This is a genomic window from Microcoleus sp. OTE_8_concoct_300, from assembly GCF_031383065.1.
Classification (GTDB): domain Bacteria; phylum Cyanobacteriota; class Cyanobacteriia; order Cyanobacteriales; family Microcoleaceae; genus Microcoleus.
The window spans coordinates 1-7,338 of record NZ_JANMZH010000109.1 but is presented as its reverse complement, the minus strand read 5'-3'; the positions used below and the strand labels follow the sequence as shown (position 1 = coordinate 7,338).

The window sequence follows — 7,338 nt, the reverse complement described above, 5'->3', positions numbered from 1 at the left end:
GAAGGGTAATCGACCGTACATGATATCAACAAATCTTGCACCCTGCTCAGCAACAGGCTAGGAGAACCGATTCTACAAAGGAATGAGAATTAAATAACTTCCACAAGTTTGTGGGATGGGCGTCCCGCCCGGGCAAAAAGGACGGGCGGGACGCCCATCCCACAAAAACAATTAAAATTGTAAGTTATTTAATTCGCGATCCAAAACATCAATTTTTTTAGGGGTGGGCGAATAGCCCGCCCCTAAAAAAATTAATCTAGCCAAGCCGCCATTTTTACCTGCTAGCTTGCTTTTGAGTTTTGGGTTTGGTGGCTTGCTTGTCTTTGGGCTCCGAAGTGTCAGCTTTCAACAGTTCCGGGAATGGCGGCTGGAGGTTGTGAACTTCGATGTCCATTCCCAGCGGCAGAGGTGGAAGCTGGGGCAGATCGTTTTCCAAGTCCTTGAGTCCGTTAGCGGTTTGTATTTCCACCATTTTCGGCATTTTCGGTACTTTGGCGGTTTCCAAAGTGCCTACCATTCTTGCCAGAGCGAATTCTAGCTGAGAGCCCGGGTCGATCGCCACCCAACCCTGGTCAGTCATTTGCCGAACCTCGAAGTGGAGGTGAGGCCCTGTAGACATTCCCGTACTGCCGACGCGGCCGATGGTCTCTCCCTGTTTCACCCACTCTCCCGGTTTCACAAACAGTTCCGAAAGGTGGCCGTAGAGAGTTTCCTGAGAGTTTTTGTTGTGGTTGAGAACCACCGTTAAACCGTAGCCGCCCAACCAATCGGCGATCGCCACTTGACCCGCATAGGCTGCCAGTACCGGCGTTCCCAGCGGGGCCCCCAAGTCAGTTCCGGTGTGAAACCTGCCGTAGCCCATAACCGGATGAGTCCGCCACCCAAACGGCGAAGTAATTGCCGAAGCAATAGATAGCGGAAACAGCAGGCTGGTGTTGCCATTTCCGGGCAGGCCTGCAGGACGTGGCGTGAGATTGTAGTAAGCAAAACCTGTATTGCTGCCGCTGCTGACACTAACCGCACCGACTTGAACCGGCCCAAGTCCCCTGCTGGGCGCTGGAGGGCCGCCGCCGTAAGATGCAGATCCGGCATAATATCCAGCGTCTGCGGAGTATCCAGCGTCTGCAGAGTATCCAGAGTCTGCGGAGTATCCGGTGTCTGCCGAGTAGCGCTCTGGTGCGTAAGCAGATTCCGGCGGGTTTGAACCCCCCAAAACCTGGCGGCCTATTTGTTGAACGGCTTGACCGAGTTTACTGACAGGATTCCCGCTACTATTTCCGGCAACGGTTCCCCCAACATCGCCCGTCCGGCGATCGGGCAGATTTCGAGGAGGAGGGGCTGCAATATAGCCGTCGTCTGCGATCGGAGTTTCCGGTCTGTACTTGGGTTCTGCAGCATCTGCCGTCACCGGCTCGGAAACAGGAGGAGGCGCGCACAAACCGCCAACTTTTTCGCAACCGGGCGATCGTTCTGCAAACTCTATTTTTGTTGGCGCTTCGTACTCGCTGGTAGCGCCAACGCTGTAGTCTGTTTGGTCGATTTCAGCGTGGGCTGGGTTAACTGGCGCTTCAAAAGGTGGCTCCTGGGCCGTCGCTTCTGGCAGGGGAATCAGGGCGGGCTCGGGCAGATAATATTGGGCGGGAGGTGGTTCGCTGGCGTACTCCGGCTCCCTGGGCGGTTCGGCATCGAAAGGCTCGGGCGGCGGAACTTCTGCCTGCGGTGCAGGGTCTGGTCCTGGCGACCCTTGGCCCAATTCGGGTTCTGGGGGCGGGAGAGGAGCTTCAAATAATGGCTGGAGGTCTGCTGCGCCGGGGACGGCTTGTTCGGCTGGCGGAGTTTCGGCTTGGGCCCAAACTATGCCTTTGCTGAGCAGTCCCAGACTGGCAAGGCAACCCAGTCCCACCAGCAGTGAGCGATCGGACAAAAGGCGCGATCGAGTCCGGGCGCCTGTAGGGTTCTTTTTTTGCTGTTTGGTGTTCAAATGGGCTGTTATTTGCTTGTCTGGAACGGGTTTCACGATTTTTTTTCCCAACTCAACAGGGGGTACAAGGAGATCGAAGTCAGGATCGAATGTATTGCAATCCTTGTCTTTATACAGCCCTAAATGATTTTACCGGGCTTGAGGCAATTTTTTGGGCGCATCGAACAAGTAGAATGCCGCTGGGTCGAGTCGCGATCGATACCCTGGTTTTTTCGAGCCTGATTGCACCGGCAAGTCGTCTGTGACGGTCACAATGATGATAGCGCTTTGACGTCCGTGTATGTTAATTAGTTGCCGAAATTTTGCTTATAGGGTAATGCACAATTTTGGTGGCGTCCGCCGGAGTTAAGCGCGCCCGGAATCGCGATTTTTTGATTAAAGCCGATCGTCGATTTAAACTTAGTCGGCAAAATTGTTGATTGTTTAGAATACAAGGCAAATGATTCGCTTCGGTAAGGATAGGTTTCATGACTGTAGCTGGCGATCACTTGACAAATTTTCCTGACTCTGAGTGCGCCGGGCAACCAGACGGTATCAGTTGGCAGTGGCAGAGTTCTGAAGGCTTGCCCTATCTGACTTGCAGCTTGCTTTCTCGCTGGCATCACGGCTTTTTTACGCGCGATTTCGCGCCGCAGGGGCCGATCAATCTGACGGAAGTTCTCGAACCCGGAGCTAAGGTTTATCGACTCCAACAGGTACACGGCAATGCGGTACTCAAAACCAGTCAGTTGCTCCCCGTTGTGGCTCCGGACTCGTCCACCGCTGCCCCGAACTATGCTGAGGCTGATGGCTTGGTGGCCGAGGGAGAATTGGAGGCGCTGTGGGTTTGCTCGGCTGACTGCGTGCCGGTGCTGATTGCTGACGATCGCACGGGACTGGTTGCTGCAGTTCACGCGGGTTGGCGCGGGACTGCTGCTAAGATATTACCAGAGGCGATCGCTCAACTTGTGGCACAAGGCAGTCAACTAGAAAATCTGAAGATTGCTATGGGGCCGGCGATCGCTGGAAAGGTTTACCAGGTATCTGTGGCAGTGGCAGCGGAACTGGGAGCCACCATTGCTCCTTTGAGTGCCGTTAATGGGACAGCAGACGGCATCTGCGAGTTTTTGCACCAACTGCCCGAATCGCCTGTCTTGCCCGATCCAGAACCGGGAAAGGTACGCTTGGATGTTCGCATCTGCAATGCTTTGCAATTGCAGCAGTTGGGAATTGATCTTTCTCAAGTGGCGATCGCTCCTTTCTGTACTTATTCTGACTCGGCTCGCTTTTTTTCATACCGCCGCGATCGACTTAAAAAAGTCCAGTGGTCGGGAATTGTGAGCGCCGGCAGGACTTGTTCCTTCTGAGGGCATTTGGCAGAAGGTAAAATTTTAGATGGCCAAGATAAAAATAAAAATCTTTGGATTCATTATTTTTTATTTACGAATCCCGAATGCCTTCTAGCTTCTACCTTCCTAAAGTTTGCTGGTTCTTGTTTTAAATCACTAAAAACTAGCAAAACTTTTGGGAAAGCGGCCGGGCCCCCCGCCCCGCTTTCCTCTCTTGTTAAGATTGCTTTATAACGAGAGTACCGAGGCGGGTTATTACAGTCAACCACCCAGGTCTAAAGATACGCTGGCCTTCTAGCCTTTGACTTAAACCCGAGTTGACAGTCATGCGTACCTGGGTACTACGTTAACGGTAAGAGTTGAAAGACCTACCAAGGAATGCTCAGCTAGCTTCTTGAATCGGGAAATTTAGGATTAAACAAATTTATTGAGTTAAGTTAGTCTCCTAAATATAGTACCGACGGTTAACTCGCGGCGCAGTACAGACGACCTGGCAGGTCGTCTCTTCTAGTACAGACGACCTGGCAGGTCGTCTCTTCTACCCCTCTCATGGAGGCTATAAGGAGCAAACATTATGCGATCGCCGATTGTGAGGTTTGAGGTGGTAATTGTCAACAGTGAAAGTACGTTACAAAGGTACACCGAATCACACAATCCCCGTGTAATGTTGTCTTACGGTTGAAACCGCCCGGGCTATGCGCGCTCGCGTAGCCGAAGGGTCGTTTCCCTCTCAGCGCTATGCAGCGACTGAGTTTCCCACTTACGGAGTTTTTTTATGAGTGAGCCAACTCCCTATCAACTGCTTGAAGTCGATGAAGATGCTTCCTTTGATGAAGTGCAAGAGGCCCGCACGCGCCTAGCTGAGCAGTACAGCGGTGACATGAAACGTTTGGAATTGATCGAAGCAGCATACGACGCGATCCTCATGGATCGCCTGCGGCAGCGACAGGAAGGTAAAATTAAAGTGCCCGAACGCATCCGCTTCCCCGAGCGGCTGACTCCCCCACCCGCAAGCTTTACTCCGTCTCCTCCTAGTGGCAGCCCAGCTTGGTTGCAGCGGCTAATCGATACTCCTAGTCGATCGGACATTTTGTGGCCGGCTGGGGTGTATGTGGGGTTAGGCGGACTGAGTATTTATCCGGCGGCTAATGATGGTTTACTACAGTTGACTCTGGCTCTTGGGGTCGGCTCTTGTCTTTATTTTGTTAATCGCAAGGAACAAAAATTTGGTCGGGCTGTGCTGCTGACTGTGGCTGGCTTGGTTATAGGCTTGTTGCTGGGAGGCTTTTTGGGCTCTTTGGTCAGTCCGGCATTTATAACAACAGAGAAATTTATCGCTTTGTTTACGTTTTTAATTCTGTGGCTGGTTAGCGGTTTTCTGCGATAGTCAGTTGTCAGTTGACAGTTGACAGTTGACAGTTGACAGTTGGCAGTGGTTAATTATTTTTATTGGTTAATTGTTATTGGTTGGTTCGTAGTTTTTAGGTGTTAGTAGTTAGTTGATTGTTACCAATTACCAATTACTAATTACCAATTAACAATTACCAATTACTAATGACGGTTGACTAATGATTGATGACTGTTGACTACTGACTACTGACTATTGACTACTGACTAAATTATGCAATTTATCGATCGAGCAGATATTCAAGTCGCAGCCGGCAAAGGCGGCGACGGTATGGTAGCTTTTCGCAGAGAAAAGTATGTTCCGGCGGGCGGGCCCAGCGGCGGCACCGGCGGGCGGGGCGGTTCTGTGTTTATGGTGGCGGTGGAAAGCCTGCAAACGCTGCTAGATTTTCAGTACAACCGGATTTTTAAAGCCGAAGACGGGAAGCGCGGCGCGCCGAAGAATATGACGGGGGCTTCGGGGGACGATCGCACAATTGAAGTTCCCTGCGGTACTGTAGTTTACGACGCGGAAACTCAGGCAATCTTAGCAGATTTAGTAAGGCCGGGACAGACTTTTTGCGTTGCCCAAGGCGGCAAAGGCGGTTTGGGGAATAAGTGTTTTCTGACAAATTCTAACCGCGCTCCAGATTATGCGATGCCGGGTAAAGAAGGCGAACACAAATTTTTGCGTTTGGAATTGAAGCTATTAGCTGAAGTGGGTATTCTCGGGATGCCGAATGCTGGCAAATCCACTTTAATTTCTGCTTTGTCTGCGGCTCGCCCCAAGATAGCAGATTATCCGTTTACTACTTTAGTCCCGAATTTGGGCGTAGTCAGAAAACCGACTGGCGACGGTACGGTGTTTGCAGATATTCCGGGATTGATTGAGGGAGCTCACGAAGGTGCTGGTTTGGGTTACGAGTTTTTGCGCCACATCGAACGAACTCGGTTGTTGCTGCATTTGATCGATATTACGGATGAAGATCCGATCGCCAATTACGTTACAATTCAGGAAGAGTTGAAAGCTTACAGGCGGGGTTTGGCGGATAAACCGCAGATTTTGGCTTTTAATAAGGTAGATGCGATCGACCTCGAAAGCGAAGAAATCGCTAATTTAACCAGCCGACTTAAAGAAATTAGCGGTGGTCCGATTTTGTTTATTTCCGCTGTGAGTCGAGTTGGGTTGGATGAATTGATGCAGCAAGTTTGGCAGAAACTCGACGAGATGAACGAGAAAGAGGCGGCGCAACTCGAAGCTGTGGCGAGTGTTTAATGGCTTTCTGGTTCCTGGAATTTCCGTGAATGGGTAGGGTTTTTTTTGAGGAGTTCAAATCTTTCGGCTGTATGGCTTGTGTGGCAAAGGTTTGAGCCTCAATGCTAAAAAAATCGATTCACGGAAAGGCTGAAATTATTGCTGTGTATAGCTTTGATGGTTGTTGAAAATTTTGTCTCTTGACAGGGCGGTGGCTGAAATGATATTTTGTAGATGCTTCACGGAACTGTACCTTGAAAACTAAATACTGTAAGGCTTCTGGCACGGGCGGCCGGAATCAACCTAAATCCCTATCAGGGATTGAAACCGCCCAAGAACGAGCCCGCAGAACCAGCACCGGCAACGCCGGAATCAACCTAAATCCCTATCAGGGATTGAAACTCTAAATTCTGATTTTTGAGGTAAGTCACCATCACAAGCCGGAATCAACCTAAATCCCTATCAGGGATTGAAACTTTATTGCCCGTTCCCATTCCTACATAACGGATAATCGCAAGCCGGAATCAACCTAAATCCCTATCAGGGATTGAAACCCAACGAGTAATATTAAAGTTTCTATCCCACTCGCCGGAATCAACCTAAATCCCTATCAGGGATTGAAACACGAATTAAATTTTTGTCTGGCAAAAAATGAATTTTAGCCGGAATCAACCTAAATCCCTATCAGGGATTGAAACTCAACGCCCCGCGCGCAGCCGACAAACACCGGGCAACGCCGGAATCAACCTAAATCCCTATCAGGGATTGAAATTGCATTCAGTGCCAAAAAACTTGGGAAATTACACTCGATCGCACAAAAAAATCAGCAAATTTTATTAAGGCTTGGTATGGGTAGTTTGGCAATTCAAACCGAGGACAGACTTAAGCAACTCCATTTGACCAAAGACAGAATTAGCCTCGATTGGATGGATGGGCCAACCATTACCCTACCTCTAGTTTCCTATCCCCGATCGCCGAATGCGACACCCGCACAGCGCCAGAAGTGGCAAGTATGCTTAATTAAGGATTTCTGTAATATCATGTCCGGTCGATTACCCTGATTCCTGTAGGGGCCCGTGAGCCAATAATATTTGCCAAAAACGGACAATCTCACAAACCCGCTCCGGCAATTGTATTATGGGCGATCGATCGCACATGATATAATGTTAATTCCGGTTGCATTGGAATGATTAAACCGCAGAGAACGCAGAGAACGCAGAGGAAGAGAACAGAGAGATGAATAATTCCGATGCTAACGGATTTGATATAATCGGGCGATCGCTATTTCACAAGTTCAGTCCTCGACGGATCAACACCAAGAAACCGGGTTTTTTACCGTTTCTGGGGCTGTAACAAACTATTTCGTCAAAAACCCGGTTTCTGAGCAC

At 50.0% G+C, this 7,338-nt stretch carries 5 protein-coding genes and 1 CRISPR repeat array; of the genes, 4 read left to right on the top strand and 1 reads right to left on the bottom strand.

Going from position 1 to position 7,338, the window contains the following annotated elements; all coding sequences use genetic code 11:
• Window positions 1-274: 274 nt before the first annotated feature.
• Window positions 275-2,017, bottom strand: a complete 1,743-nt coding sequence (locus ACUVJL_RS05610) for a peptidoglycan DD-metalloendopeptidase family protein (RefSeq protein ID WP_445244951.1) — start codon at window positions 2,015-2,017, stop codon at window positions 275-277.
• Between the two features lie 431 nt (window positions 2,018-2,448).
• Here ACUVJL_RS05610 and pgeF point away from each other — a divergent pair, with 431 nt between their 5' ends.
• The 4 genes from pgeF (at window position 2,449) to ACUVJL_RS05590 (ending at window position 7,011) form a co-directional block, all read left to right on the top strand.
• Window positions 2,449-3,327, top strand: coding sequence for a peptidoglycan editing factor PgeF (pgeF, locus tag ACUVJL_RS05605; protein ID WP_445244950.1), 879 nt, complete (start codon window positions 2,449-2,451; stop codon window positions 3,325-3,327).
• A gap of 757 nt (window positions 3,328-4,084) precedes the next feature.
• Complete coding sequence (locus ACUVJL_RS05600; RefSeq protein WP_445244949.1) at window positions 4,085-4,696, top strand: CPP1-like family protein; 612 nt, start codon at window positions 4,085-4,087, stop codon at window positions 4,694-4,696.
• Between the two features lie 234 nt (window positions 4,697-4,930).
• Window positions 4,931-5,971 carry a GTPase ObgE gene (gene obgE / locus ACUVJL_RS05595; protein ID WP_445244948.1) on the top strand — a complete coding sequence of 347 codons (1,041 nt, stop codon included), beginning with the start codon at window positions 4,931-4,933 and terminating at the stop codon, window positions 5,969-5,971.
• A 270-nt stretch (window positions 5,972-6,241) separates the two neighbouring features.
• Window positions 6,242-6,722: a CRISPR direct-repeat array (repeat unit 37 nt; unit sequence GCCGGAATCAACCTAAATCCCTATCAGGGATTGAAAC).
• Window positions 6,723-6,798: 76 nt separating this feature from the next.
• The gene (locus tag ACUVJL_RS05590) at window positions 6,799-7,011 is read left to right on the top strand and encodes a DUF2442 domain-containing protein (protein ID WP_445244947.1); all 213 of its coding nucleotides are present in this window, start codon (window positions 6,799-6,801) and stop codon (window positions 7,009-7,011) included.
• Window positions 7,012-7,338 lie beyond the last annotated feature (327 nt).